This window comes from Thalassospira sp. SN3W (genome assembly GCF_038070535.1).
Taxonomy (GTDB): domain Bacteria; phylum Pseudomonadota; class Alphaproteobacteria; order Rhodospirillales; family Thalassospiraceae; genus Thalassospira; species Thalassospira xiamenensis.
This window is the reverse complement of sequence record NZ_CP121124.1, coordinates 3,297,189-3,323,797: the sequence shown is the minus strand read 5'-3', so window position 1 is coordinate 3,323,797 and position 26,609 is coordinate 3,297,189. Positions and strand designations below refer to the sequence as shown.

28 protein-coding genes, 3 pseudogenes and 1 riboswitch are annotated in these 26,609 nt (G+C 53.7%); of the genes and pseudogenes, 13 read left to right on the top strand and 18 right to left on the bottom strand.

Annotated features, from left to right (window positions below; genetic code table 11):
* The first annotated feature begins 6 nt into the window (after window positions 1-6).
* On the top strand, window positions 7-1,137 hold the full coding sequence (locus P8T57_RS15095) for an imelysin family protein (RefSeq protein WP_071240367.1): 1,131 nt from the start codon (window positions 7-9) through the stop codon (window positions 1,135-1,137).
* Between the two features lie 19 nt (window positions 1,138-1,156).
* On the top strand, window positions 1,157-2,296 hold the full coding sequence (locus tag P8T57_RS15090; RefSeq protein WP_341363576.1) for a DUF1513 domain-containing protein: 1,140 nt from the start codon (window positions 1,157-1,159) through the stop codon (window positions 2,294-2,296).
* Window positions 2,297-2,703: 407 nt separating this feature from the next.
* Here the strand turns inward: P8T57_RS15090 and P8T57_RS15085 are convergent, their stop codons facing one another.
* The 7 genes from P8T57_RS15085 to P8T57_RS15055 all read right to left on the bottom strand — a co-directional run bounded on the left by P8T57_RS15085 (window position 2,704) and on the right by P8T57_RS15055 (window position 9,708).
* On the bottom strand, window positions 2,704-3,462 hold the full coding sequence (locus P8T57_RS15085; RefSeq protein ID WP_341363575.1) for an IclR family transcriptional regulator: 759 nt from the start codon (window positions 3,460-3,462) through the stop codon (window positions 2,704-2,706).
* Between the two features lie 43 nt (window positions 3,463-3,505).
* Complete coding sequence (locus P8T57_RS15080) at window positions 3,506-3,892, bottom strand: RidA family protein (RefSeq protein WP_341363574.1); 387 nt, start codon at window positions 3,890-3,892, stop codon at window positions 3,506-3,508.
* Window positions 3,893-3,913: 21 nt separating this feature from the next.
* A complete protein-coding gene (locus tag P8T57_RS15075; protein WP_341363573.1) occupies window positions 3,914-4,678 on the bottom strand; it encodes an amino acid ABC transporter ATP-binding protein in 765 nt (254 codons plus the stop codon).
* Between the two features lie 10 nt (window positions 4,679-4,688).
* Window positions 4,689-5,348 (bottom strand): amino acid ABC transporter permease, encoded by a 660-nt coding sequence (locus P8T57_RS15070; RefSeq protein WP_037992383.1) that lies wholly within the window; start codon window positions 5,346-5,348, stop codon window positions 4,689-4,691.
* A gap of 11 nt (window positions 5,349-5,359) precedes the next feature.
* Window positions 5,360-6,022, bottom strand: a complete 663-nt coding sequence (locus P8T57_RS15065) for an amino acid ABC transporter permease (protein ID WP_007090812.1) — start codon at window positions 6,020-6,022, stop codon at window positions 5,360-5,362.
* Window positions 6,023-6,048: 26 nt separating this feature from the next.
* Window positions 6,049-6,885 (bottom strand): transporter substrate-binding domain-containing protein, encoded by an 837-nt coding sequence (locus P8T57_RS15060; RefSeq protein ID WP_071240363.1) that lies wholly within the window; start codon window positions 6,883-6,885, stop codon window positions 6,049-6,051.
* A gap of 399 nt (window positions 6,886-7,284) precedes the next feature.
* The gene (locus P8T57_RS15055) at window positions 7,285-9,708 is read right to left on the bottom strand and encodes a heavy metal translocating P-type ATPase (RefSeq protein WP_341363572.1); all 2,424 of its coding nucleotides are present in this window, start codon (window positions 9,706-9,708) and stop codon (window positions 7,285-7,287) included.
* A gap of 199 nt (window positions 9,709-9,907) precedes the next feature.
* Here P8T57_RS15055 and P8T57_RS15050 point away from each other — a divergent pair, with 199 nt between their 5' ends.
* Window positions 9,908-10,279 carry a DUF1636 domain-containing protein gene (locus P8T57_RS15050; protein WP_076519564.1) on the top strand — a complete coding sequence of 124 codons (372 nt, stop codon included), beginning with the start codon at window positions 9,908-9,910 and terminating at the stop codon, window positions 10,277-10,279.
* Here the strand turns inward: P8T57_RS15050 and P8T57_RS15045 are convergent, their stop codons facing one another.
* From P8T57_RS15045 to P8T57_RS15030, 4 genes are all read right to left on the bottom strand, one after another.
* Window positions 10,280-10,804 (bottom strand): hypothetical protein, encoded by a 525-nt coding sequence (locus P8T57_RS15045; protein WP_341363571.1) that lies wholly within the window; start codon window positions 10,802-10,804, stop codon window positions 10,280-10,282.
* A gap of 73 nt (window positions 10,805-10,877) precedes the next feature.
* Window positions 10,878-11,561 (bottom strand): CbtA family protein, encoded by a 684-nt coding sequence (locus tag P8T57_RS15040; RefSeq protein WP_114094945.1) that lies wholly within the window; start codon window positions 11,559-11,561, stop codon window positions 10,878-10,880.
* 3 nt (window positions 11,562-11,564) lie between these two features.
* The gene (locus P8T57_RS15035; protein WP_007090806.1) at window positions 11,565-11,738 is read right to left on the bottom strand and encodes a CbtB domain-containing protein; all 174 of its coding nucleotides are present in this window, start codon (window positions 11,736-11,738) and stop codon (window positions 11,565-11,567) included.
* 31 nt (window positions 11,739-11,769) lie between these two features.
* A riboswitch (cobalamin riboswitch) is annotated at window positions 11,770-11,984 on the bottom strand.
* 119 nt (window positions 11,985-12,103) lie between these two features.
* Window positions 12,104-12,568 (bottom strand): metalloregulator ArsR/SmtB family transcription factor, encoded by a 465-nt coding sequence (locus P8T57_RS15030; protein WP_341363570.1) that lies wholly within the window; start codon window positions 12,566-12,568, stop codon window positions 12,104-12,106.
* Window positions 12,569-12,701: 133 nt separating this feature from the next.
* Here P8T57_RS15030 and P8T57_RS15025 point away from each other — a divergent pair, with 133 nt between their 5' ends.
* The 9 genes and pseudogenes from P8T57_RS15025 to P8T57_RS14985 form a co-directional block, all read left to right on the top strand.
* On the top strand, window positions 12,702-12,965 hold the full coding sequence (locus tag P8T57_RS15025; protein ID WP_341363569.1) for a hypothetical protein: 264 nt from the start codon (window positions 12,702-12,704) through the stop codon (window positions 12,963-12,965).
* 115 nt (window positions 12,966-13,080) lie between these two features.
* A complete protein-coding gene (locus P8T57_RS15020; RefSeq protein WP_007090803.1) occupies window positions 13,081-13,353 on the top strand; it encodes a hypothetical protein in 273 nt (90 codons plus the stop codon).
* Window positions 13,354-13,636: 283 nt separating this feature from the next.
* Entirely contained in the window at window positions 13,637-14,176 is a 540-nt protein-coding gene (locus P8T57_RS15015) for a DUF2975 domain-containing protein (protein ID WP_341363568.1), read from the top strand.
* Window positions 14,176-14,388 (top strand): helix-turn-helix transcriptional regulator, encoded by a 213-nt coding sequence (locus P8T57_RS15010; RefSeq protein ID WP_063093489.1) that lies wholly within the window; start codon window positions 14,176-14,178, stop codon window positions 14,386-14,388. The genes P8T57_RS15015 and P8T57_RS15010 overlap by 1 nt, the downstream gene beginning before the upstream one ends.
* Window positions 14,389-14,482: 94 nt before the next feature.
* Complete coding sequence (locus tag P8T57_RS15005; RefSeq protein ID WP_341363567.1) at window positions 14,483-15,247, top strand: SDR family oxidoreductase; 765 nt, start codon at window positions 14,483-14,485, stop codon at window positions 15,245-15,247.
* Between the two features lie 114 nt (window positions 15,248-15,361).
* Window positions 15,362-15,772 carry an MAPEG family protein gene (locus tag P8T57_RS15000; protein ID WP_341363566.1) on the top strand — a complete coding sequence of 137 codons (411 nt, stop codon included), beginning with the start codon at window positions 15,362-15,364 and terminating at the stop codon, window positions 15,770-15,772.
* A 106-nt stretch (window positions 15,773-15,878) separates the two neighbouring features.
* Window positions 15,879-16,214 carry a zinc ribbon domain-containing protein YjdM gene (locus P8T57_RS14995; protein WP_341363565.1) on the top strand — a complete coding sequence of 112 codons (336 nt, stop codon included), beginning with the start codon at window positions 15,879-15,881 and terminating at the stop codon, window positions 16,212-16,214.
* 333 nt (window positions 16,215-16,547) lie between these two features.
* Window positions 16,548-17,137: pseudogene (locus P8T57_RS14990) on the top strand (transposase).
* Window positions 17,138-17,229: 92 nt separating this feature from the next.
* Window positions 17,230-17,762: pseudogene (locus P8T57_RS14985) on the top strand (IS3 family transposase); the annotation flags it as partial.
* Here P8T57_RS14985 and P8T57_RS14980 read toward each other — a convergent pair.
* The 5 genes and pseudogenes from P8T57_RS14980 to guaA form a co-directional block, all read right to left on the bottom strand.
* Window positions 17,660-18,447, bottom strand: a pseudogene (locus tag P8T57_RS14980) (IS5 family transposase). The pseudogenes P8T57_RS14985 and P8T57_RS14980 overlap by 103 nt on opposite strands.
* A 185-nt stretch (window positions 18,448-18,632) precedes the next feature.
* Window positions 18,633-19,217: a YdcF family protein gene (locus P8T57_RS14975; RefSeq protein WP_341363564.1), complete on the bottom strand. Its 585-nt coding sequence runs from the start codon at window positions 19,215-19,217 to the stop codon at window positions 18,633-18,635.
* A 2-nt stretch (window positions 19,218-19,219) separates the two neighbouring features.
* Window positions 19,220-20,296 (bottom strand): pseudaminic acid synthase, encoded by a 1,077-nt coding sequence (gene pseI, locus P8T57_RS14970; protein WP_341363563.1) that lies wholly within the window; start codon window positions 20,294-20,296, stop codon window positions 19,220-19,222.
* Window positions 20,286-20,912 carry a formyltransferase family protein gene (locus P8T57_RS14965; RefSeq protein WP_341363562.1) on the bottom strand — a complete coding sequence of 209 codons (627 nt, stop codon included), beginning with the start codon at window positions 20,910-20,912 and terminating at the stop codon, window positions 20,286-20,288. The genes pseI and P8T57_RS14965 overlap by 11 nt, the downstream gene beginning before the upstream one ends.
* A gap of 199 nt (window positions 20,913-21,111) precedes the next feature.
* The gene (guaA, locus tag P8T57_RS14960) at window positions 21,112-22,665 is read right to left on the bottom strand and encodes a glutamine-hydrolyzing GMP synthase (RefSeq protein WP_114094949.1); all 1,554 of its coding nucleotides are present in this window, start codon (window positions 22,663-22,665) and stop codon (window positions 21,112-21,114) included.
* A 302-nt stretch (window positions 22,666-22,967) separates the two neighbouring features.
* Here guaA and P8T57_RS14955 point away from each other — a divergent pair, with 302 nt between their 5' ends.
* A complete protein-coding gene (locus P8T57_RS14955) occupies window positions 22,968-23,318 on the top strand; it encodes a hypothetical protein (RefSeq protein ID WP_341363561.1) in 351 nt (116 codons plus the stop codon).
* Window positions 23,319-23,512: 194 nt separating this feature from the next.
* Here P8T57_RS14955 and P8T57_RS14950 read toward each other — a convergent pair whose 3' ends face one another.
* Both P8T57_RS14950 and guaB read right to left on the bottom strand, forming a co-directional pair.
* Window positions 23,513-24,850 carry an RsmB/NOP family class I SAM-dependent RNA methyltransferase gene (locus tag P8T57_RS14950; protein ID WP_007090794.1) on the bottom strand — a complete coding sequence of 446 codons (1,338 nt, stop codon included), beginning with the start codon at window positions 24,848-24,850 and terminating at the stop codon, window positions 23,513-23,515.
* A 200-nt stretch (window positions 24,851-25,050) separates the two neighbouring features.
* Entirely contained in the window at window positions 25,051-26,517 is a 1,467-nt protein-coding gene (gene guaB / locus P8T57_RS14945; RefSeq protein ID WP_341363560.1) for an IMP dehydrogenase, read from the bottom strand.
* Window positions 26,518-26,609 lie beyond the last annotated feature (92 nt).

The following is a 26,609-nucleotide window of genomic DNA, read 5'->3' as shown; positions in this document are numbered from 1 at the left end:
GATATCATGCCTTTCCTGTTTCGCACTCGCAAAGCCGCCCTTTTGGGGGTATCTGCCTTGCTGATGGTGGGACTGGCACCGCCCGGCGCGCGCGCCGATATCCCCGATGAAAATTACCGCCCGGTGCTTGAACATCTTCTGGGTGAGGTCATGCCGCCCAAGCTTGATGCGCTGCATGACGCCACAACAAACCTGTCCGATGAAATGAATGATTTCTGTGCCGAGCCCGATCAGGATGGCTTGGACGAGGTGCGCGAAGATTTCCACGCAGCCATGGATATCTGGCAGGAAGTGCAGCCGTGGCGCATGGGACCGCTGATTGCCAATGGCCGTGATCAGCATATCGAATACTGGCCTGACAAACATGGTACGGCGACAAGGCAGTTCCGCAAACTGATGTTTGACAAGCCCGCGATCTATACCGACCGGGAAAAAATCGCTGATACCAGTGCCGCCTTGCAGGGTTTTCCTGCGCTTGAGCAGGTCCTGTTTGACGATAAGCTGTCACCCAAGCTTCTGGACGATGACGAGGATGGCGTATTCCTGTGTGGGTATGGCGGGGCCGTCGGCGCCAATCTGGCACGCATGGCCGGTGAACTGGTTGATGAATGGCCGGCATTTGCCCAAGGCATGATCGAAGCCGGTCCTGACAGCATGGATTACCCGGATGCCAAATTTGCCGCGACCGACCTTTATCGTGCGCTTCACGAAGGACTTCTGATCATTGTCAGTCAGAAACTTGGCCGACCGCTTGGCGACGGACCGAAGGATGGCAAAGCCAACCGCGCCGAAAGCCCGACTTCCGAACGATCCCTGCGCAATATCGAACATAACCTGACCGGGCTGTTTGCGATTTATGACGGCAAGTGGGGCGATACCGGCGAAGAAGGCAAAGGCCTTTCGGCCCTGATTGATAGCAGCCTTCTGGATCGATCCTTCCGGCTGAACTGGCAGACCATGTCAGACGGACTTGATCAGTTGCCTGCCTCGATTGTCGAGCTGCTTGATCAGCCCGATGGCTATCAGAAACTATCAGATTTCGCCGATCAGGTCAGTTTTGTGAATACGCTGGTTGAGGGCGACGTTGGCGGTACGACGCAATTGGGCGGCGGTTTTAACGCGCTTGATGGCGACTAGGCGAACAGGAGTTCAAAAAGTGAAACATCAACGACGCGATTTTTTGAAACTCATGGGTGTTGGCGGGGCCTTTACCCTGTTGCCGGTTGGCATTGGGTGTGCGGCAAGCGCCCCCGCGATGGAAGACCGGGCACATTATATTTCCGCCAGTGCCGGGGATCATGATGACTTTTACGTCAGCGCGTTCAACGCCAACGGCAAAATCCTTTTTGAACAGGCCCTGCCCGGCCGGGGTCACGACCTTGGCCTGCGTCCCGGCCATGTCGATGTGGCGGCGGTTGAACGCAGGCCGGGTCTTTATGGCCTGATCCTTGATCGCCATAGCGGCGAGGTCCGCGCCAAACTGCATTGCCCGGAAGACCGCCGGTTTTATGGCCACGCGGTTTATTCCAATGATGGCCGGTTCCTTTATATCACCGAGAATGATTTCAACCATGCCCGCGGGGTTGTTTCCGTCTGGGATGCAGAAGACGGGTATCGCCGCATTGCCGAATTTGACAGTTTTGGCACCGGCCCGCACGAATTGCACCTGATGCCGGACGGTGAAAGCCTTGTGATCGCCAATGGTGGCTTGCACACCCATCCGGACTTTGACGGACGCACAGCCCTTAATATCGACAGTATGGAACCGAACCTGTCGATCATTGATCGGCATACCGGCAAGCTGATCCATCAGGCGGCACTTAAAGCCGACTGGCATCAATTATCCATCCGCCATCTTGATGTCGCATCCAATGGGACAATTGCGGCGGGCTTCCAGTATCAGGGGGAACTGACCGATCAGGTGCCGCTGGTCGGGTTGTGGCAGCCGGGTAGCGAAATCCGCCCGATCGAGGCCCCGGACAATGTCCAGCTGCGCATGCGGCAATATTGCGGATCGGTGCGCTTTGACGCATCGGGACAGGTATTTGGCATTTCCTGCCCACGCGGCGGGTTGATCACATTCTGGGATGTCAAAACATCGGGCTTCCTGACCCATATCGCCGCCCCGGATGGCTGCGGGCTTGCCGCGACAGATGTTGCGGGTCAGTTCGTTGGCACCAGCGGCCTTGGTACCGGATGGCGCATGGATGCGATTCGCCGAAAACGCGTCGAATTACCCGACGATTCGCTTAAATCGCTTCATTGGGACAATCATCTGCGGCGTATTTCCATCTAGATATCGTCATTTAACCCGACCTGAAAGGCCGCACAGATCGTGCGGCCTTTTTGGCATTTTCGGCCTGAAATCCGCGGGAAACTGCGATATTAACCAACCGTTTCAGTCGGGATAGAAACACCGTTAAACTCTCAACCAAAAATTTTATGCAAATGCGAACGATTTTCACTTGCGCAGTATTTTTTCCTGACCTATAACGGCTCTCGACACAGCCCGCGAATGCAACCCATTCGCACTTGTCCCCAAAAGGCTTGTCTCTCACCTGCGGGTCTCTCTCCCCGCAGGCCTCTCAAGGTGGAACAGCGGTGGTTATCGATGCGGGAAACGATAACCGCCGCTTTCTCTTTTCAGCACAAAGAAACCGGCATTCTTCCACGCAAAGATATTGTGTGCGGACGGATAAGTAATCAGACGCTGTGAGATAGTTTATCGCCAGCGGATTTCAGTGCGTCGCGATACTGCGCATAGTTTTTGCGGGCATCATCCTTTGGCGCGACAATACATACCGTTGCAACACAGACGCCGTTCTGATCGCGGATCGGGGCGGCGAAGCAATGGGTGAAGGTGTCAACGATGCTATCAAAGGAAAAGAACCCGTCTTTTGCCGCCTGCCGGATTTCGGCGATATAGGCATCAAAATCGGTATGGCTGCCATCGGGCAGAACAAAATCGTTTGCCGGAATCAGATCGCGGATTTCATCATCGGAAAAATGGCCCAGCAACAGCCGACCCGATGCCGTCCACGGGATCGGGGTGCGTTCGCCAACATTTGCACTGATGCGGAACGGACGGCTGCCTTCGCGTTGAAGGGCGACGGTGTATTTATTGCCGTCCAGCATGCAGAACTGCGATGTTTCCTTGGTCGTGGCGGTGATTTCATCCAGCACCACACCTGCTTCGCGGGTCAGATCGAAATATTCGCGATAGGCCAGCCCAAGGAAATAGACACGACGCCCAAGGAACACCGATCCGTTGGCATCGGTGACCTCGAGCATACCGTGTTCCAGCAGAACACTGATCAGATCATAGATCGTAGAGGTCGGCGCGCCGAGCGCCTGGGCGATCTCGCCAGGCCGCTGCGAGACTTTGACAGAGCGCAAATGATCAAGAATATCAAACGCCCGATCAATGCCGCGCGCCCGTTTCCGTATTTGCCCTTCTTTCATAAGTCCCCTCTTCGCTGGCAATCAGTTCTTTGGATAGAGGTTCTTATGCCTTGCGAAAGGCAATGCAGTCGACCTCGACCTTGCAATCCACCACCATTGAAGACTGAACGCAAGCGCGCGCAGGCGGATGGTCACCGAAATATTCCTGAAAGACGCCGTTGAAGCTCCAGAAATCGCGGGCATCATCAAGCCAGACGCCGATGCGCATGATATCGCTTGCGGCATATCCGGCATCTTCAACGATTTTCAGCATGTTTTCGATAGCAATGCGGGACTGTTCGACAATCCCGTTTCCAACAACTTCGCCATCACGCATCGGCGTTTGTCCGGACACGTAAAGCCATCCATCGGCTTCCGTGGCCTTTGCAAAAGGCAGTGCCTTCTGACCGTTTCCTTTTGCTTCACCGACACCGTGTCTTTTGATGGTCATTCAATATCTCCTGGTCTTCAATCACATTTCAGAATTTGCAAGAAAGCCCCGCAACCGGTCTGTTTCCGGTGCGCCGAAAATCTGTTCGGGGGGACCTTCTTCGTGGATACGGCCGTGATGCATGAACACGACCTTGCTTGAAACATCGCGGGCAAAGCGCATTTCATGGGTGACAAGCAGCATGGTCATGCCGTCATCGGCAAGATCGCGGACAACGGCCAGAACTTCCTTGACCAGTTCCGGATCAAGAGCGGATGTCACCTCGTCAAACAACATGATGCGCGGGTTCATCGCAATCGCGCGCGCAATCGCAACACGCTGCTGCTGCCCCCCGGACAACTGACCGGGGAAATGATCCCGTCGTTCAATCATGCCAACCCGTTCAAGCCATTTTTCGGCAATGGCATAGGCTTCGTCCTTTGCCATTTTTTTGGTTTTGGTCAGACCCAGCATGACATTGCGAATGGCGGTCATGTGCGGGAACAGGTTGAATTGCTGAAACGCCATACCGGTCATGGCACGTTGACGCGCGATATGACGTTCGGAAAGACGGCGGCGTTCACCACCATCATTTTTGTAACCGATGGCTTCGCCATCCAGTTCGATGGCACCACGTTCAAAATCTTCAAGCAGGTTCACACAGCGCAACAGGGTCGTCTTGCCCGAACCCGATGATCCGATCAGCGAAACAACATCGCCCTTTTGCATGGTCATATCGATGCCCTTGAGGACTTCGAGATCACCAAAACTTTTGTGAAGATCGGTAATTGTCAGAATGGGGGACATGGCTGCCTCATTATGGGATCGAGATGCGGCGTTCGACAGCACGGCCGGCCTGTTCGATCAGGAAGTTCAGAATGAAATAGACGAAACCCACGAACAGATAGAATTCGAGGCTGAGATAGGTCCGCGAAATGACCTGCTGGGTTGCCAGCAGCAATTCAACCACACCAATGATCGACAGCAGCGTCGATGCCTTGACGATTTCGGTCGCGGTATTGACCCAGGTTGGCAATATCTGGCGCAGGGCCTGGGGCAGCAGAACATAAGCAAAGGTCTGCCCGAAGGTCAGCCCGATTGATTTGGCGGCTTCGGTCTGCCCGGCCGGGATTGCCTTTAGCGCACCACGGACAATTTCCCCGACATGGGACGAACAGAACATCGTCAGTGCAAGTACACCGGCCTGAAACGCACTAAGATCCAGACCGACAACCGAAAGAATATAAAAACAGGCAAGGATCAGAACGAAGACCGGAGTTCCGCGCAGGAAGTCGATATAGACGCGCACCCCGAACCGGGTCGGCTTGTTGCCATATGTCATCGCCAGACCGACGAAAACGCCAAGGAACGTTCCAAGCAGCACAGACGCGACGGAAATGAGAACCGTATCGCCAAGCCCGGCCAGCAGGTTCATGCGGGCATTCCACAATTCGGTCAGGAAAAGAGAAAAATTCATGTGAAAGCCTTTCAGCGCGGAACCGCAAGACGTTGTTCAAGCTGGCGCAGGAACCACGCGATGACATAGCAGGCCACCACATAAATCAGTGACGCAACCATCCATGTTTCAATCACACGGAAGCTTTCGACATTGATCTTGCGCGCATAAAACGTCAGTTCGGGAACCGCGATGGCGGCTGCGAGCGACGTGTCCTTGAACAGCGAAATGAAATTGTTCGAAAGCGACGGCAACACATTGCGCAACATCACCGGAATGATGATGTGGATTTTGATTTTCAGTTCCGTCAGACCGATGGCAAGCCCGGCTTCACGCAGGCCCTTGGGCAAGGCCACAAGGCCCGAACGGAAAACTTCCGCCAGATAGGCACCGGCATAGATCGACAGGGTAAAAATGAAGGACGGTATCTTGTCGAGTGCAATGCCAAGCTGGGGTAATGCGAAATAACAGAACAGGATCAGGACAAGGATCGGGGTATTGCGGATCGCAGAGACATAAGCCACTGCGATCCAGCGTAAAACCCGGTGACGGGACAGCATCCCGAAAGCCGCCAGAAGTCCGATCCCGCAACCAATCGCAATCGAAACAAGGGCAAGGAACAAGCCAAGGCCAAGGCCCTGCGCCAGCAGCTCCCAATTGCGCCAGATGACGCTGAAATTGAAATCGTAGTTCAAAGCAGTTCTTCCCGGATGCTGCTAGGTTATTTGTATTCGACGGGGAAGCCGATCTGCGGCACCGACAGTTCCGTGCCGAACCAGGTTTTGAAGCTGTCGGCGTAGAACGGGAATTCAACACCGGTCATGCCTTCGTGCAGAACCGTGTTTACAAAGTTCAGCCAACGCTGATCGCCCGGCTTCACGCCACAGGAATAGCTTTGCGGGTTCCAGCCATATCCGGCGTCATGGTAACGGCCCGGGTTTTTGACCATGAACCAGCGCAATGCCGACTGATCAGTTGCGGCAGCATCCGCACGCCCGGAATTAAGCGCCTGATACATCAGATCCACACTGTCATACTGGTCAACTTCTGCCTCTGGCAGGGCAGCGTGAACCATTTCTTCGGCGTAGACGTTCTGAAGAACGGCAACGGTAACGTCCGATCCGGCAGCTTTGAGCGCCTCGTAATCGGCGTAGTCGCCACCTTCCATCTGCAACAGACCAACGCCTTCACGGTAATAGGGGATCGTGAATTCGATCTGCTGGGCGCGTTCAGCGGTTACCGTCATGAACTGGCAGGCCAGATCGACCTTGTCGGTCACAAGGTTCGGGATGCGGGCATCGCCGGACTGCTGGACATATTCGATTTTATCGGGATCGCCAAACAGGGCCTTGGCGACAAGGCGGCCCATATCAACGTCAAATCCCTTGAGCTTGTTATCCGAGTCAATGAAGTGCCATGGCGGGTTGGTCGAGCCGGTCCCCAAGATCAGGTGACCGCGATCAAGGACCTGCTGAAGCTTGCTGGCTTCCTGTGCAATGGCCGATCCGGCAGTTGCGGTCATAAGCGCCGCGACTGCGATTGTTTTTAAGAAGGTCATGTTTGTCTCCGCTGATGAAAAGAGCCAACCGTTTTTGATGAGTCCCGGTTAATTCCGTTATACCGGAATTAATATCGTTATTACGGATTTAACTTGAAACCAAAATCTAGCCATGTCAATTCGCTTTTGCGAAACCCGCAGTTTTCCTTGGCTTTCGAAATGTAGTGACCTCGGCACCCGGCCGGTCTGATGAGCGGATTTTCACGGAAGTGATGACCTGTGCATCCCGTCAGAGCAGGCCGTTATCCGAGTATTTCTGCGCGAAACGGTGAACAAGAACACGGAGAAGATCGGGAGTCGCAGCGCGCGAGGTAGCAAAAAAGAATTCGGCCGCTATCACGAGATGCAATAGCGGCCGACTTTCGATAATTTTCTGGAGTAGCTTGCCCGGCTGAGGGATCAGCGGTTGCGCAGCGCGATCAGCAGACGAAGACTGTTAAGCGTCACCAGAACGGTTGCGCCGGTATCGGCCATCACCGCAAGCCAAAGTCCCGTCAGACCGGTGATACTGGTGACCAGAAAGACAGCCTTGAGCCCCAGTGCCAGCGCGATATTTTCGCGGATCACGCGACGTGTACTGCGGGACAGCTTCACCAGATTGACAACATCCGAAAGCCGGTCCTTGACCGCCACCGCATCGGCGGCCTCAAGCGCAATATCCGTACCCCCGCCAATTGCGATGCCAACATCGGCCGATTTCAGCGCCGGGGCATCATTGATGCCGTCACCCACCATGGCAATCGGCCCCTTTCGCGCCGGATCATTGCGCAATTCGGCCAGCACGTTCAGCTTGTCTTCGGGCAGAAGCTGCGCCCGGTAATCAATGCCAAGTTCACCAGCCATACGTTTGGCGACACGTTCGGCATCGCCGGTCAGCATCACGGGACTGATACCCAAGGCGTTCAGTTTGCCAAGTGCATCCTTTGCATCGGCGCGTGCGGTATCGTGCAACGCAAGCGCGCCAATGACATCGCCATCACGCAGGACGACAACGGCCGTGCTACCGGCGTCTTCCTGTGCGGCTAGCCAGTCGGCAACTTTTGCAGCCGTTTTGATATCAAGGCGTTTGGCCGCCCCGACACGATAAAGCGTGCCATCAATCCGGGCTTCGACCCCGGCACCGGCGATGGTTCGCGCATCGGTGATTTCCGGCAGATCAAGTTTGTTGTCCGTCGCCGCATTGACCACCGCCTTTGCCAGCGGGTGGGAGGTCACGGTTTCAAGGGCGGCGGCAATGGCAAGCAGCCGATCCTCGTCCATATCATCCACCGACATCATTGCCGTCAGCTTCGGCTTGCCTTCGGTCAGCGTGCCAGTTTTATCAAACGCCATGGTGCGTACGGCCCCGATGGCCTCAAGTGCTGCACCACCCTTGACCAGCAGGCCGATCCTGGATGCACGGGCAAGGGCCGATGTCACCGCCGCCGGTGTGGAGATCACCAAGGCACAGGGGCAGCCGATCAGAAGCAGGGCCAGCCCGCGATAGATCCATTCTTCCCAGCCTTGCCCGAACAGAACCGGTGGAACAACGACCGTAAGGGCCGCAAGCGCCATGATGATTGGCGTATAGATACGAGCGAATTTGGCAACGAAGCGCTCGACCGGTGCCTTGTGCTTTTCGCTTTGTTCGACCAGCTCGATCACGCGATCCAGCATGGTTTGCCCGGCCACCCGGGCCACACGCAGGTGCACCGGTCGGTCGGTAACAATGGCACCGGCAAAAACCTCGCCCCCCGGTTCGGAGGTAACCGGAACGGATTCCCCGGTCAGGTGGCTGTTATCGATTTCAGCCGAGCCGACAGTCAGGATACCATCCGCCGGGATGCGTTCGCCGGGGCGGACTTCAACGATGTCGTCAAGCGTAAGCGCCGAGGGTGCAACCGTATCAAAGCCGCCACCAGATGGTGAAACCCGCCGCGCGGTCTCCGGGGCCAGTTTCATCAGCGATTTAACCCCGCTGCGCGCCCGCCCCGCGGCAATGCCTTCAAGGCTTTCGCCAATCGCAAACAGCAGGACGACCATACCGGCTTCAAGACTTTCGCCGATTGCAACCGCGCCAAGAACCGCGACACTCATCAATAGTTCGATGGAAAAGAATGCGCCGCTTGCCGCCAGACGGAACGCTGTTCTCATCACCGGCAATGCCGCGATGATCGAGGCAATGGACATGGCATAAGCATCGGTGGCCGGAACCAGCCAGCCGACCAATCCGCCTAGAACCAGCCAGATCGCTGCCCATGCAATTTCGTCCCCGGCTTCCGGCCAGGGGGCCAGTTTGCGCAGCAGGGATTTGTCATTGGCATCGGTATCTTGCGACGCGGCATTATCCGTCGCAGCCGGATTGGCAGAACCACAGGAACCGCCAGCGCAGCAAGCGGCTTCGGATGATTTCCCCGCCCCCGGAATTACCTTTTCCTTTGCCGGATAACCCAATTTGGTCAGCATGGTGCTGATATCGGAACGCGTTTCGGCACTATCATTGCGAAGGCCCAACGTGACCGTTTCACGCATCATCGACACATCTACACATTGCACGCCATCACGTTTGGAAAGCGCGGTTTCGATTTTCGCCACACAGGACCCGCAATCCATGCCCGATACGGCCCACTGGTGATGCGAAATGCCGTCACGATGACGGGCCAGCACATCATCAACAGTGCCCTGGTCCTCGACACTCAGTTCGGATTGCGCGTGCAAGCCATCGGCGGCGGCAACAAAGCTTTGCCCGGGCACAGCAACGTTGAGCGACGCAATCAGCGATGACTTGCAGCTTTCACAATTTCCAATGGCCGGGAACTGATCCCATTTTACGATGACGGACATTCTGGACCTCGCCAACATTCAAATTTATATTCATGTATTATATTCAAATAACAATTCATATGTTAGCGAGTCAAGAACATTCAAACCATGATTTGAATATTATCACACACAATGCCAGACGCCCCGAAAAAGTTGATGAATTACGCCGGCACTGCGACCATAGTGACCACCCGATTTAAGAACCAAGGCCAACCGCCGCATGCCTCGTATTGTCATTTGCAAAACCTGCCAACCAGCACCTGATGCTGATCCGGACCCAAAGATGGATTTTGTCGATGCGGATGGTTTTGTGCGGCAGTTAGGCACGGCACTTGATCAGGCGGAATTGCCCGAAACGTTTGAAATCACGCAGGTTGACTGCATGGGATCATGCAGCGACCCGACATCGGTTGCACTTCAGGGAACCGGGCGGGCAAGTTATCTTTTTGCCGGATTATCGGCACATCGTGATATTGACGATATCATTGCCACCTGCCGGGAATATCTGAACGCCCCGGATGGATGGATCGAAGACGCACGCGGCTGCGGACGTCTTCGATTTTGCCTTAAGGCCCGTATCCCGGCCCTGTGATTATGGCGCAACCGAAACAGTCATGACCTGACGCAGTGGCTTATCGCCAACGGCAAGCTGGCTATGGTCATTGGCCGTAAGGGTCACGATAACCTCATTATCGCCCGCTGGAAGGTCTGCGATATGAAGCCACGGGCCATACAGGCGGGCGATCTTGGTGCCGTTAACATAGACATGAGCATGCCCCTCGCCCGGGATATGGGGACTGCTGGCATGTTCGGGGGCAAAACGGAAATTCTGCACCAAGAGATGCAGGTTCCAGCCACTGACCGGATCGGGCGCAATGGCAACATCAAGGCTTGGCGCATCGACGGCATCGGGCAGTGAAATGACGGCATCATGGCTGGCATGGGCACCGTTGACATTCATCGTGTCATGCGTATCACCATGGGCACTTTCCCCATGCGCGCGCGGATCGGAATGGTCATGGCCATCAAGGGTGATGCCATTGCCCGCCGCCACCAGAAAGCCAATCCCGCCGCCAAAAACAAGCCCGATCCCGAAAAGAGCAAGTGAACGTGGCATTTCGTTTATCCAGACAAATCAATGAAAGAAAACAGGCGCGGAATATACCGCGCCTGATCAATGTGATTGCGTTTTACGCTTCCCGGTCGGCTTCACGCCGCCAGAAATGCCCGGCAAACAGCCCGGTCAACACCCAGGCTACCGCCCCGATACCAAAGGCACGCGCAGCAAACAGCGCCCCGAGTTCGGTCGGCACGGGACCGCTGAACTGATCGGGTTCCGGCGCACCGATAACATGCGGCGCCAGAAGCAGAACAACCGCCGCCCCCCACGCCAGCCAGTTCCGGCCAAAGGCGATCAGCCAAACCGCAAGTGCCGCGGTTGCCACCGTCGCAAACCACCAGATTTGCCGTTCATAGACATCGGCCGCAGCAACACCGGGCACCTCTGGCGCCAAGGTGAAGCCCGGCGCAAAATGCACGATGACAAACCCTGCAATGCCCCAGATGATGCCACTGCGCGCAGTCACCACATGACCACGATTTTCGGCAAAGGCCATGGCCGCGATCAGGATCAGTGCATAGCCGGTATAGACCAGCATGGTGAACAGGATGCTTAGCCCGTCACGCAGCGGATCAATCCCACCGACATCCTGATGCGCGCTAACCGCGTCACCGCCGAAATGCACAAGGGCACCGGTTTCATACAGCTCCGCATGCAGCAAAACGGGCTGCACAAAATACAGCTGTAGCAGGGCCGCAATAAGCCCCGCTGCAGCACCAGCGAACAACGCGCTGGTTACTATGCGTGTGAACATGACTTAGTGGCAGGGAAAGCCGGTCGCGTGGCGCACATCGTGTGCCGCGTCATGAAGCAGGTCCGCCTGAACGTGGCCGGTCACAAAGACAATCGCCATGCCGAAAACGGCACAGGCAAGGATCGGCAGAAGAACGGATTTTTTCGAAACGGCAAATGCCGCGGTCTGCGTGGTCATAGAAATCTCCTTTGCTGTCACACCCGACAGTCGGTTCGGGTCCATGCCTGGCAGGTCTCCTGGCTTGCGGGTCTTCATGCGTCGCCGACCTTCCCTGCTTTCGCAAGTGGTATGATGGCGGGCACTCGTCGCATACAGTCGCGGGGGCGGCTTTGGCTTTGACCGTCAAACAGACGGCTTTCCAAATTCCCTCTTCGTTTCCCAACCCCGAGCAGAGCGGGAAAAACCAAGCCATTCGTTTATGACGGTAATTTTGCGCAAGTGCAATGTGAAAACCACGCAGGCCGGGTGATCATTCGACGAACATATTCGCCCGATTGTCGATCTGCGACTGGAATGCCCGCAAAGATCAGTGCGGGGGTGGCTTAGTCGTGTGTGACGTGGGCAAAGACATCTCGAACAACACGGGAAATATGTTCGTCATCAATCTGATAGAAGATATGACGCCCGTTGCGCTCGGAGGCCAGAATGCGCTGATCGCGCAACTGACGCAGATGATGGCTGGTAAGCGACTGCGACATGCCCGATGCCTCGGCCAGTTCGCCAACGGTTTGCGGTTTTTCCATGCAGCGCAGAACAAGCTGCAACCGCCCGGCATCCCCCAAAAGCGCAAAGATTTTCGCTGCTGCCTCGATATCGGGCAGCGACAGGTTATGACCGGTGGCGCGCGACGCATCACGCGTTACGGCTTCCCCCTGTTCGGTGGAAAGTCCAAGGCGTGCGGCAGTATCGCATTCCTGACAACCGTCACCATCATTATTGGCGCTGACCACGACCGGGCGGGCCGGTGTGATTTCGACTTTACGGGATTTTGCTTTGCTTTGTGACATGCCACTATTTTCCACGCCCTGCATCGCTTGGCAAGGGGACTTGATGTTTGCGTGCATGGAACTCCGCCACGCAGGGAACGTTACAGGTATGACACATCGTCGAAAGTGCCCACCAGAACAAGGAGACACACCGATGCAAGAGCAAACAGCACTCGACATTTTTAATCTGCGTCAGTCCCACGACAGCTGGGAACGGAATGTTGCCGGTTACTGCGCGAAAAACGAGATGCAGGTCGGCAACCTGCCCAAAGAGGTAACCGGCCCCTATAACGAGATGAATGAGGCGTGGGAAAAGCTTAAGGCCGAAGGCGATGCCGCAAGCAACGCCACCGCAGAGCAGTTCCACAAGGCGACCGCAAATCTTGAAAAAGCATGGAACGATATGATTGGCAGGTAAATTGCCGGTTTTATGCCCTTTATAGAGAATGCCCCAAAATCGCCTTTTCATTGCAAATCGATGACATGATTACGCGCCAGATTGAAACTGTCTGGAAAAGCAAAAGGAGGCTCCCATGACAGCCCGTCCCCTTCCGGAGCATGCCAAGCTCCATCAGGAATTCAAGGATTGGGAATTCGGCCTTACAGCCCATTGCAAGGAATCCGAAGCCGGGCTTGAACAATTGCCAAGCGAGGTTGTTCAGGCGTGGGATGACATGGATGCCGCCTGGAGCGAGATCAAAGATCATAGCGGTGATATCCCGCAAGAATCCCTGCAGCGTTTTCGTGAAGCCAAACAACGTTTGCAAGGTGCGTGGGACGCGATGATCTCTTCCAAACGGCATTAACGACGCCGCGCTGGAAGCAGCCAGACTTTTTCGTCTCCCTCTCTTCCCTGGCGGGTTTTCCTCCCCTCCCCGCCATTCCTTCTGCAGCCGGGCGTTTCAACCGCCCCGGCTGCATTTTTTTGTCTGCATTTTGGCTAGGCATCGACCACCTGACGATCAAAGCACTGCTACGGACAAAAATCCAGGTTGACTCATTTCGATAAAAAATTAATGTTTTATTTTAATTAATAAATTTTATTCGTCATTAAAATGTCCCCTGATTGTTTCCGGATGGAGCCCCGTCATGTCCGATACCTTGAAAAATGTCCGCACCGTCAGCCGCATACTTGGCTGGGTATGCCTTATCGGCGTTGTTTTCGAAATCTGTCTCGTGCCGCTGATATGGCATGTGGATGGCTGGATTGATACCAGCGCCAGCCAGATGACCATCAGCATTGAAGAATTGCGCGCCCTTTCCGGATGGCAGAAATATGCCGTGATGGCATCGATGATGCTGCCGACACTTGTTATGGCCTATGGGCTTTGGCGGTTGCGCAAGATGTTCCTGTCTTTTGCCGAAAACCATATTTTCCAGCCTGCCCCGATTGCCCATCTGAAAGCATTTTCCGTGGCCCTTATGACACAGACCCTGATCAAGCCTATTTCAGGTGCATTGACATCCGTGCTGGCAACCATAACCCGGCCAGAGGGCGAACGGGTACTGTCGATCGGGCTGAGCAATGCCGAAGTCAGCACGCTGTTTCTGGGTGGGCTGCTTCTGGTGATTGCATGGGTACTTGGTGAAGCCACCCGTATCGAAGACGAAAACAGGAGCTTCGTCTGATGGCGATCATTGTGCGGCTAGACGTGATGCTTGCCCTGCGAAAGATGAAATCCAAGGACCTCGCTGCGCGGATCGGCGTTAGCGAACAGAACCTGTCGCTTCTGAAATCAGGCAAGGTGCGCGGGGTCAGGTTTGAAACGCTTGCCGCGATTTGTCGGGAACTTGATTGCCAACCCGGTGATCTTCTGGAATTCGTTGCCGACGACCTGTAAGCTCTTGTGATCATGACGGGCCCGGTTAACACGGGGCCGTCCTTCATAAGAAACCAAGCAGCCTGTTTAACGGCTGTTATCAGGGAAGACGTGAATGGAAAACAAGGTTGCCCTCGTAACAGGTGCCGCGCGCGGCATCGGACTTGCCACCACACATCTTTTTATCGAACAGGGCTGGCAGGTTGCGATGATTGATCGCGACAGCGCGGAACTTCGCAAATCATGTCGTGATATCGCAAATGCCAAGGCATTTGAATATGACGTATCAATCCCCGAACAGGTCGATCTGATGATCGACGAGGTCCTGACCGAGTTCGGACAGATTGATGCGATCGTCAATAATGCCGGGGTTGCCGATTTCCTGCCAATTGGTGAAACCGACTTCAGCGCGTGGCGCCGGATCATGGAAACCAACCTTGATGGTGTTTTTCTTGTCTCACAGGCGGCAATACCTGCCCTGAAGCAGACCAAGGGCGCGATTGTCAATATCGGCTCTATTTCCGGGCTTCGGGCCTCTACTCTTCGGGTCGCTTATGGCACATCTAAGGCCGCCGTCATTCACCTGACAAAACAGCAGGCGATCGAGCTTGGCGATTTCGGGGTGCGGTCCAACTGCGTCTGCCCCGGCCCAGTCAAAACCAAGCTTGCCATGGCGGTCCATTCGCCGGAAATCATATCGGCCTATCTTGATGCCATGCCGCTTGGCCGATACGGTAACGAACGCGAAATCGCCGAGGTGATTGCGTTTTTATGCTCCGACAAGGCGAGCTACGTTACCGGTCAGGTGATCGCGGCCGATGGCGGGTTTGAAACGGCCGGTGTCGGGCTCCCGGCCCTTCGCAAGGCCGCAGAAGAATAAGCACTTTCGGGCGATCAGCTTGATAAAACACGCACGCCTCGCGGCGCAAAAGTTTGATCGCCTGCCCTTTTTCCTGCGTATGGCTTGGATAAACCATCACCAAAAGGTGTTTCCGTGACCATCGAACTTGCCCTTCTCGTTTTCAACGCCCTTTTCTGCCTTGCTTTCCCGTGGGTTTACAATTGGTCCTATGGCAAGCAGGTCGGCGGCAAACGCCTTTTGGGCAATCGCGACAATCTGCCCGAACGGCAGGGCTTGGCTGCCCGCGGCCTGCGCGCCCATCAGAACCATCTGGAAAATCTGGTGCCGTTTGCGATTATCGTTCTGGTCGCGCATGTAATCGGCATTTCTAACACTGTCACTGTGGCTTGCGCAGTTGTCTTTACCCTCGCCCGTATCGCACATGCCGGGTTCTATGTTGCCGGGATCACGCGCGTTCCGGGGATCAATGGCGTGCGATCCATTGCCTATTTTGTCAGCCTGTTTGCGATGCTTGTCTTTGTCTCGCAATTATTCGGGTCGTAATTGTCGGCGCAAACTCTCGACAAGCCGGGTTTCGGGCGTTACGAGATAGGCGGCCAAACCGGAACGGGTAGGGTCATGACTTAACGCTTTTACCCAAGGATCTGCCGTGAGCACGTTACCCCCCTGCCCCAAATGCCAGTCGCCCTATACCTACGAAGATGGTGAATTGCTGATTTGCCCGGAATGCGCCCATGAATGGTCGCTGCAAACCGCGTCAAGTGGCGATCAAACCGAATACAAGGATGCCAATGGCAATGTGCTTGTTGACGGCGATACGGTTTCGATCATCAAGGATCTGAAGGTCAAGGGTGCGTCTCAATCGCTTAAGGTCGGCACCAAGGTCAAGAATATCCGCCTTGTCGAAGGCGACCACAATATCGATTGCAAGATCGACGGATTTGGCCCGATGAAGCTTAAATCCGAATTTGTCAAAAAGATCTGATTGCGGGCTTGTGAGCCACAGGACTATGGCGACGACATTGCGACCGGGTTCTGGTATCATGTCGTCGTCTGATACCGGCTTAAACCACCCGAAAGAAACGGGGGCCACCATGCGCCACCTTGCCCTTATCGCCGCACTATTTGCGACCCTGTCGCTATCCTCCTGCCTGACATTTAACTGGCAGCGCAGCGTTCAGCAGGTTTTATCGAATGCATGCAATTCGACAGGGGATTGCGGCTCGGATGGACCAAGATACTAGGGTCTGACCCCAATTGTAAGGGTTGAAATTGATATTCGAAATGTGATTCACCCTTTGGGAAAGGGAGTTATCACATGGCACGATTTGATTTGAGCGATGAAGAATGGACGTTTATTGCCCCGCTTCTTCCGGTTGACGGTCTGAACCGAAGCGCCGGGAAGACAGAACCGTTCTCAACGGCATCTTTTACATTCTTCGAACCGGTGCGCCATGGCGGGACCTGCCGGGAAGATATGGCCCTCCTACCACGGTCTATAATCGTTATGTCTAGTGGGGAGAACGTATTGGATGCTCAGGCGGCGGCAGGAAAAGTAAAGTTCACGCCGCTGTAGATGTGCTCGGTCGCCCATTGCGTCTTGCGATCAGTGGTTGGCGGTCAACTTCATGACAGCAAGATGATCGACTGCTTCCTAAACTGGTCGAAACCGCCATTGGCTATCGTCGCCGACAAGGCATATGGCAGCGCACGTATCCTTCAGGAAATCCAGGAAGAAGGAGCCCTGCCGGTTATCCCAGCCAAGGCAAATGCCAAAACCCGATCCCTCACGATGTTGGCCTATACGCCAGGCGCAACCTTGTTGAACGCTTTTTCTGTCGCATGAAGGATATGAGGCGACTAACTTTTCAATACGAAAAGTGTGCTGAAAATTTCCTCAATATGTGAATAGCCCCCTGGAATTGTAGACACCCCATCACTTATAAAGTGATGGCAAGGAGTTTACGACGCCCAAGAGTCATTTTACCGATGAGTTCAAGATCAATACCGTTCGCCAGATTACAGAACGCGGCCACTCAGTAGCGGAAGTTTCTGCTCGTCTCGGTGCCAGCACACATTCCCTGTATGTGTGGAAGAAGAAGTTCAGCAAGTCCCCTGATACGATTGCTGAAGCTGATCAACAATCATCCGAGATACGCCGCCTGAAGCAAGAACTCGCCCGGATCACCGAGGAGCGCGATATTCTAAAAAAGGCAACCGTGTACTTCGCCAGGGATGCAAAATGAAGTACGCGTTTATTGACCAGCATCGCCGGGTCTACTCGGTGCGCACCATGTGCCGGTGTTTGCAGGTTCATCCCAGTGGCTTTTATGCCTGGCAGAAGAAACCACACAGCGCCCGGTTTCTGGAAGATCAAAGGCAGACCGCGCTTGTTCGCCAGATATGGGAAGACAGCGGTCAGGTATATGGCTACCGCAAAATCCATGATGATCTGCTGGATATGGGAGAGAGTTGCAGTCCGAACCGTGTTGCCCGACTGGCCCGCAATGCAGGCATACGCGCCCGGATCGGTTCGTATCGGACGGTCAGTCGCCTCATGTCTTTCATGCGACAAAAGAAGCGTTCAACAAGGTTGCGTTTTGCATAGAGCCCGACATCATGCGGGATCGGATTGTTGGCGTTTGCTTTGGCCGGAATGACGGGTAATGCGCCTTCATCCTCGATTTCCCGCCGAATACGCGCACTGCCATAAGCCTTGTCTGCAACGATGGTCAGAGGCGGCTTCGACCAGTTCAGGAAACAGTCGATCATCTTGCTGTCGTGGAGCTGCCCACCACTGATGGCAAGGCGCAACGGACGACCCGATGCATCTACAGCGGCGTGAATTTTACTTGTCCTGCCGCCGCGTGAGCGTCCAATACCTTCTGCCAGTTCCCCTTTTTTGCCCCGGCCGCTGCGCGGTGAGCCTTCACAATCGAACTGTCGATAAAGACGAGAGCATCCTCGCATTCCGTTGCCAAAGTCTCGAATATCTCGCGCCAAATGCCACGCTCTCCCCATCGGATATACCGATTATAGACCGTGGTAGGCGGGCCATATCTTCCCGGAAGGTCCCGCCAGGGGGCGCCGGTTCGCAAAATGTAAAAGATGCCATTGAGAACGGTTCTGTCGTCGCGCCGCTTTGGACCTCGACCCTCAACCGGAAGCAGCGGGGCGATAATCGCCCATTCTTCATCGCTCAAATCAAATCGTGCCATGTGATAACTCCCTTTCCATAAGGGTGAATCACATTTCCAATATCAATTTCAAGCATTCCAATTGGGTTCAGACCCTAGATAGAGCTTTTAGTTAACGCAATTTCTACCCCGAGTTCTCAGACTATGTTAAATGACAAACCACCACTTAAAGATGTAAAATATTTTAAAATTAATGTTCAAATTGCTCAATTCACATCGGCAATTTCAAGCTTGCGGTAAATAACTCCATTATAGAATGGATGTTTCGTGCTCATCGCATTAGTCACTTCGTGATCAGAGGAAAAATCAACCCCTTCAAATGTTTTCCTGAATGCTTGAACTGAGCATTCTTCATGATTTTTAACTGCTGCTGTATTTGAAACTCGCGTTTCGACCCCCAAAACCTTGATGTCTGCAATAGCATCAAAAAAAGATTCAAATATCAAACGCGCTCTATCCACGTGATAGTCCGAGGTAATCACAAAAAGTCGCTTAACAGAAAGATCGCGAATTTTTTTTCTTATGAAAAAAGCATCTCCGACCGTATCTCGAGAACTTGTGTCTTCCAAAACACACGAGGGATTTATATTTATTTTATTTACTATGTACTCACGAACAACTGAACCTATCTTTAGATCTGTATCATTTCTATAATCCCATCCACTTGTAATTAAAAAATTACACTTAAATTCATAAAATACCTCCAATGACTTATCAACACGAGAAACAGTTTCTTCTCCAAGAATTCCTTCTTGACTCATAACATGAGACAATATAGCAACAGCTTTCATCTTCACTCTTCTTCACTCAATTTTATACATTTAAAATGATCTAAACTTACGCGATCACCTTTTCTTGCACTCCTCAAACACACACTACCAATAACATCATTATAAAACTTGGGATTCAAACCAAATCCAGGCCTAATTCTTCTTACATGCTTTGAAGTAATCACCTCGCCTTCGTTGATATTATCAACAAAATAGAGTGATCTTCTAAATACCTTATTTTGGGTTTCCGTATCAGATCGCATATCACCACTGGAGCCAATTGCGTAGTAAGCTGCACGCGTATCTTGAACCAACTTTTTCATTTCATCAGGTTCGAGGGAAAAGGCACTATCCACCCCCCCTGCAGATCTCGAAAGGGTAAAGTGCTTTTCAATGACAGTTGCCCCAAGTGAAGTCGCAACAACACTCGCCAAATTCCCCAAGGTATGATCCGACAAACCAACCTCAACCCCAAATTCCTTCCTGAGACGAGCTACGGCACTAATATTTGCCTGCTCTAACAGGGCAGGGTAACTGCTTATGCAATGGAATATTGCTAAATTCTCGCATCCGTTAACCTTAGCTGTCTCGATTGCTTCTCCAATCTCTTCTATGGAAGCCATTCCTGTCGACATGAGCATTGGCTTTCTTGTTTTAGCCACATAAGCAATCAGCGGCAAGTCAACCAATTCGAAGGAAGCAACTTTATAAGCTGGAGCATTCAAGGATTGCAGAAGATCAACTGCGCTTTCATCGAAAGGAGATGAAAACAAAGTAATGCCGACTGATTTAGCATAATCAAAAAGATCTTTGTGCCACTCGAACGGCGTATACGCTTCACCATAAAGATCGTACAAGGTTCTATCTTTCCACAACCCTTCGTGGATTACGAAATCATCCAAAGCAACATCGATTGTCATAGTGTCTGGCGTGTAAGTTTGAATTTTTACAGCGTCGACCCCAGCACAATTCGCTGCTTTTATTGTTTCTAAGGCCCTTTTTAAAGACCCATTATGATTTGCTGAAACTTCCGCTACGATATAAGGAGGACATTTCGATGAAATTTCTCTTCCATTAATCGCAAAAGTACTATTCTTCATGGCTAATCCTCAGCATGTCGAGTCTTCTGATTTCATCATCAATTACTGCATCCCATCCAGAAAATTGCTTAGGCAGATTTCTTGCAAAATGGATGGTGCCGATACCACGTTGAGGCCTAGCCTCCCATTTCCCTCCGAGTATTAGTTCAACTTTATCCTCAAAAAGCTCCTGAACCTCATCAATCAACCTTTTATAGGTCTGGGCGAAGGTTATTTCTTCTGCGTCAAAATTGACATAGCGCTGATATATAATAGGTCCGCTATCAATCCCCTCATCAATTAAGTGAATAGTGACTCCTGAGGGGGTATTATCATAGAATGACCAGAAATTTGGATGGGCACCACGATTATAAGGCAAATAAGAAATATGAAGATTAAAAATTGGGCAACCTAATTTTTCTATAACATTCTTCTCTAGGACATGCGTATAGCCAAAACTTACCACAAGATCATAATCCCCACTTCCATCTATCAAGCCTCGAGCATGATCGATAGAACAATTGTGTTTAGCCAAGACATCGATGACTCTAGTTTGCCTTTGATCATAACCCAAAAACAATACCCGCTTTTTAGGTTTATCCACACTAATTAGAGAGACAACACCGGGCGCACCCATGATTACTTTCACATCCCTACATTAAATTCCATTGAGAACATTCGAAATAAGCACGAACTTTCACGGCTACCTTAAGATATATCAAAGATTTTCTTTGATAGTTGCAGCCAACCTAATCGTCTTAGGTTGGCGCTTACTAATGTTGGTCGATAGCATTGCTTAAGGAGCCAATTCATTTAGTAGCGCGCTTTCGGAAAACTTATTCCCACTCAATCGTTCCCGGTGGTTTCGAGGTGTAGTCGTAGGTGACACGGTTGATACCGTTGACCTCGTTGATGATCCGGTTGGCGATGCGGCCAAGCAGTTCCGGCGGGAAGGCGAAAAAGTCGGCGGTCATGCCGTCGGTCGAGGTGACCGCGCGCAGCGCACAGGCATAGTCATAGGTGCGACCATCGCCCATCACGCCAACGGTACGGACCGGCAGCAGAACCGCGAAGGCCTGCCAGATGGCGTCATAGAGACCGGCATTACGGATTTCTTCGAGATAGATGGCATCAGCCTTGCGCAGGATATCAAGCTTTTCGCGCGTGATCGGCTGGCCGGGGATGCGGATGGCAAGGCCCGGGCCAGGGAACGGGTGACGACCGACAAAGCTGTCAGGCAGGCCCAGTTCACGACCAAGGTCACGGACTTCGTCCTTGAACAGCTCACGCAGCGGCTCGACCAGTTGCATGTTCATGCGTTCCGGAAGGCCGCCGACATTGTGGTGTGACTTGATGGTGACAGACGGGCCGCCGGTGAAAGACACGCTTTCAATGACGTCCGGGTAAAGGGTCCCCTGTGCAAGGAAATCGGCACCACCGATTTTCTTGGCTTCTTCTTCGAACACTTCGATGAACAGACGGCCAATGGTTTTGCGTTTGGTTTCCGGATCAATTTCGCCTTCGATCGCGCCGATGAAGGTTTCCGACGCATCAACATGCACTAGCGGAATATTGTAATGGTCGCGGAACAGGGTGACGACCTGATCGGCCTCGCCCGAGCGCATGAAACCATGATCGACAAACACGCAGGTCAGTTGATCGCCAATCGCTTCGTGGATCAGAACCGCGGTGACAGAGCTGTCAACACCACCCGAAAGACCGCAAATGACCTTGCCATCGCCGACCTGTTTGCGGATTTTGGCGATTGCATCGTCTTTATAGGCGTTCATCGTCCAGTCGCCAGAGCAACCGGCAACACCATGCGTGAAGTTTTTAAGCAGCTGCGCACCATGCGGGGTGTGGACCACTTCGGGGTGGAACTGCACGGCGTAGAATTTCTTGTCGTCATTGGCGATGGCGGCAAACGGTGCGCCTTCGGATTTGCCAACAACGCGGAACCCGTCAGGAAGCGCATCGACACGGTCGCCGTGGCTCATCCAGACCTGTTCGCGGGCACCTTCGGCCCAGATGCCGGTGAACAGCGCGCAGTCTTCGATGACATCGACAAAGGCACGACCGAATTCACGGTGATCGGACGTTGCGACCTTGCCGCCAAGCTGGTTGACCATGGTCTGCTGACCATAGCAGATACCAAGCACCGGCACGCCAAGCTCAAACACCTTTGCCGGAGCCGAGGGTGCCTTGTCCCAATGGACCGATGCGGGACCACCCGAAAGGATCACGGCCTTGGGCGCGTATTCGTCAAGGAAAGCATCCGAGACATTGTTGAAGGGGTGGATTTCGCTATAGACACCGCTTTCGCGCACGCGGCGTGCAATCAGCTGGGTGACCTGCGATCCAAAATCAATAATCAGCACGCGATCTGTCATCGGGCCGTATCTCCGTCGAGTATGGGGTTGCGCCGTACATACGCCAAACCATCCGTCTCGGCAACCCGGCGCAAACGGTTACCTTGGGATGCATTCATGAAATTCTGATGCCGAATTCCGGCATTTGGGGACAATTGCGGCCTTTTCCTGCCGGAACGCCCCCGAAAAGAGCACAATTGGTCCCTTTTTCCTGCGCAATGCGTCTGTAACTTGGCTTCCAACGGAGCACGGAGATAACCGCGTCCGACAGAATTAGAAATCATGAGCAAATCAAGTTTGACCATGCAAAGGGACACAGACAAATGACACAGAACAAAGGCAGTAAAATCGCGCTTGCCGTCGCTGGCCTTCTTCTGGTCGCTGGTGCGGCAACGGCCATTGCGATGACCCAGTCCGAAAGCAATAACCCGGCGTCGCTGTTTGGCACTGAAACCGGTACCGAGAACAGCAATACCATGACTCCGGCACCGGATGCCCCGGCGGCCGAAACCGGCGAAGCGCCGAACACCGTCCTTCCAGAAGACAATCAGGAAGTTCCGGGCATGAAGGGTCTTGATGGCAGCAATACAGGCGAAGATAGCAGCCCGCTGGAACTGATGCCGCAGGATGACGGCGGCACCACCGGTGGCGAAGCTGCGCCCAAGACGGAATAAAAAACCGGTCGGGTAAACTGTGGAAGATCCAATCTTCACATCGCGTTCACGGCAAAATGCACTTGTGAAAAGAATTGGCCCTGTCCCCATTCGGGACAGGGCCATTTTTCTTGCCTCAATTTTACAGTTTGCGAGCAGACCAAGGGCGGTATCGGACATCGGGTTGTTTGCGATGACCATAGCCGCCATTGTCATTATTTCACCTTGCCTTTGGCTGTGCGTTCAAACACCGCGACAAAGAAACCGTCCGTACCATGAACATTAGGCGACAGGCGAAGCCACGGCTTGTCCTTGCCACCGGGTACCGGAACGGATTTGGGTGCGTCGGGCCAGATTTCACTGATCGGAACCGGTCTGAAATCCTTGCGATCCCGCATGAAGGTCTCGATCAGGCGTTCGTTTTCTTCGGGCATGATCGAACAGGTCGCGTAAATCAGACGCCCGCCCTTGGTCACCTTTGCCGCACCGGCCTTCAATATCTTGCTTTGATTTGCCATCAGGGTGCGGATATCGCGCTGCCCGATACGCCAGCGCAGTGCCGGGTTACGGCGCAGGGTACCAAGCCCCGAACAGGGAACATCAAGCAACACACGATCAAAGAAACCGGACTTATTGCGAAGCCAGCTATCGCGTTCATCAGCGATGATGCGCTGCTGAATACAGTCACCGGCACCGGCACGTTTGGCACGCTTGCGCGAATTATCCAGACGACCGCCATGGGTGTCGCAGGCAAGGATACGGCCCTTGCCGCGCATGTCGGACGCCATGCCAAGCGTCTTGCCGCCACCGCCCGCGCACATATCAAGGATATGCATGCCCGGCTTGGCATCGACCAGCCGCACGCAAATCTGCGATGCCTCGTCCTGGATTTCGATCAAGCCATCCTTATAGGCCGCCGTAACCAGCATATTCACACCAAGCGGCAGACGCAGGCCGTTGGGCGCATAAGGCGTTCTTTCGATATTGTGGATGCCATCGGCTTCAAGCGATTTGATTGCGTCTTCAACCGTGCCCTGAAGGCGGTTAACGCGCAGATCAAGTTTGGCGGGCTGATTATAGGCCGCCATTTCAGCCGGAAGGTTTTCGTGATGGAGTTTCAGCAGTTCGGCATAAAGCCATTTCGGCAATTCGGTTTTGACCGCACCTGGCTGGCCGTCATGATCAAGCGTCTTGCCGGTCAGCTTGTTGATCAGATGATTTTCTGCCGGATGCAGCGGGTTCGGACAGAACTCCTCACCATTGAACATGCTTGAAATATCTTCGGCCTTGCGTTTGTCCTGCAAGACCAGTTCGGCGATCATGCGCGCACGACCGTCCTGAAACTCATATCCGCATTCGGCAAGCCACCAGCCCAGACGTGCCTGATGGCGGATCAGGTTATAGAAACGTTCGCTGATCTCACGACGATCGCCACCACCGATATAACGGCGATTGCCAAAATAGCCGGAAATGACGCGGTCTGCGTCGTCTCTGGTCTGGGTCCAGCCGTCATAAAGTTCAATGACAGCCGCGATACGTGCACCGGGTTTCAAAACGAATGTCCAACCTGTCTGAGTATGATGTTCCTGTCCCGATATGGGAATTCAAGTAAACACCATACGATAAAAAAGGCGATGACGGCAGGATTGCCTGCCGCCACCTGAAATTTGTGCCCGCTGATATCACGGGTTGGGCCATTCGCCAACAGCGACAAGTGCAAGGCAGCCCAGCCAATTGATCAGCGTGCCCGCGATCAGTTACCCGGACGGTAATTCGGGGCTTCGCGGGTGATGGTCACGTCATGGGCATGGCTTTCGCGCAGGCCCGCATTGGTGATGCGAACGAACTGGGCCCGTTCACGGAAATCGGCAAGCGTTGCCGAACCGGTATAGCCCATGGATGCCTTAAGACCGCCAACCATCTGATGGATGATCTGACCGGCCGGACCTTTATACGGGACGCGGCCTTCGATGCCTTCGGGGACGAGTTTCAGGTTGTCCTGAACATCCTGCTGGAAGTAACGGTCCGCAGACCCGCGTGCCATCGCACCGACCGAGCCCATCCCGCGATAGGATTTGTACGAACGGCCCTGATAAAGGATGACTTCACCGGGTGCTTCGTCGGTACCGGCCAGAAGTGAGCCAACCATGCAGGTGCTCGCACCGGCGGCCATTGCCTTGGCAATATCGCCCGAAAACTTGATACCGCCATCGGCAATGATCGGAACGTCAAGCTTGTGACCGATTTCCGCACATTCAAGGATGGCTGTCAACTGCGGCACACCCACACCGGCAACAATGCGGGTGGTACAGATCGACCCCGGACCGATGCCGACCTTGACCGCGTCCGCACCGGCTTCGGCCAGTGCCTTGACGGCTTCGGGGGTTGCAACGTTACCGGCGATGATCTGGGTATTGCCGACTTTTGATTTGATATATTCGACAGCCTTGATCACACCGGCCGAATGGCCATGTGCGGTATCAATAACCAGAACGTCAACACCGGCTTCAACCAGCGCCATCGCACGTTCAAAGCCGCTTTCGCCAACGCCGGTTGCCGCGGCAACACGCAGGCGACCGCTTTCGTCCTTGCATGCATTCGGGTGCAATTTGGCTTTTTCGATATCCTTGACCGTAATCAGGCCGGTGCAGCGATAGGCTTCGTCAACCACCAGAAGCTTTTCAATGCGATGCTGGTGCAGAAGTTTTTTGGCTTCTTCGGTTTCGACATTTTCCGTTACCGTAACCAGATTTTCGTGTGTCATCAGTTCGGAAACCGGTTGCGAACGGTTAGACGCAAAACGCACATCGCGGTTGGTCAGAATGCCGACCAGCTTGTTGCTGGCGCGTTCAACAACCGGAATACCGGAAATGTGGTTGATGTCCATCAGGTCCAGCGCATCGGCGAGCGTCTGATCCGGGTGAATGGTGATCGGGTTGACGACCATACCGGATTCAAATTTCTTTACGCGGCGAACTTGTTCGGCCTGCTGTGCGATATCGAGGTTCTTGTGAATGACCCCCATACCACCATGCTGCGCCATAACAATCGCCATCGGGCTTTCGGTCACTGTGTCCATTGCGGACGACAGAAGCGGAATGCGCAGGTCGATATTTTTGGTAATGCGGGTATTGGTCTGCACCTGTGCCGGCAGCACTTCGCTGGCGGCGGGTTTGATCAAAACGTCATCAAACGTCAGGGCTTCTGCAATGCGGGTCATATGGGGCCACCTCGTTAATCTGAGTTGGCGCGGAACTTATACACGTTATGGCCTTTATGCCAAGTTTTCTGCGCCCATAGCAGCCCTGTTAT